Below are 821 nucleotides of genomic sequence, written 5' to 3' on the forward strand. Positions count from 1 at the left end.
CCTATCCGTTCGCCCTGCGGCCGCTATGAACCCGAGCCGCCATGCCGTCGCCGTGGCGATCGTCACCACCTGCCGCGCCTCGCTGGCGCGCGCGGTGCGTTCGGTGTTCCGGCAACGTCTCGCGGACGGGCAGGGCGGCCGCATCCAGGTCTTGCTGGGCGTCGACTGCGACCCGGACGGGCGCCGGGCGGCGCTGCTGGACGAGCTGGCGCCCGAATGCCCGCCACACGTGACGGTTACGCTGATCAACCTCGGCTACTCGACGTCGCAGCGCCACGGCGGACCGCACGCCTCGTATTACGGCGGCTCGCTGCGCTCCGCGCTGACGCTGCTCGCGGACAGCCGCGTGGTCGTCTACCTCGACGACGACGACTGGCTGAAGGAAGACCATTGCGCCCGCATCCTGCAAGCGATCGAGGGCAAGAAATGGGCGTACTCGTATTCGATCTACGCGGACGGCAATACCGGACAGGAACTCTGCGTGGACGGGCTCGAGAGCGTGGGCGTCGGGCGCGGCATCTACGCCGAGTCCTTCGGCGGCTTCGTGCGCCCGAGCGGGCTGGCGATCGACAAGCTGCAGCTGCTGCACGTGGTGCACCTGTGGTCGTGCGCGGCGTTCGCGAGCGGCGACGGCGAGGACCGGCTGGTGTTCGAACAGTTGCGTCGCGAGCCACACGGCTGCACCGGGGCGGCGACCGTGTGTTGCGCGCTCGACCCGAACGATGCGCTGCATGCGCGCCGCGTCGAATTCATGCGCGCGCACGGCGTCGAGGCCCACGTCGCGCCGAAGTCCGGCTCGAGCCGCGGCGCCTAGTCCGGCC

1 protein-coding gene is annotated in these 821 nt (G+C 70.6%); it reads left to right on the plus strand.

All coding sequences use genetic code 11. The features are described from left to right. Positions 1 to 814 (plus strand): hypothetical protein (locus tag ACEN88_RS33100; RefSeq protein WP_413346538.1); only part of this gene is annotated, 814 nt, incomplete at its 5' end. Positions 815 to 821: the final 7 nt, after the last annotated feature.

The sequence above is a fragment of the Massilia sp. CT11-108 genome (genome assembly GCF_047302915.1).
In the GTDB taxonomy this organism is placed as follows: Bacteria; Pseudomonadota; Gammaproteobacteria; order Burkholderiales; family Burkholderiaceae_D; genus Telluria; species Telluria orientalis.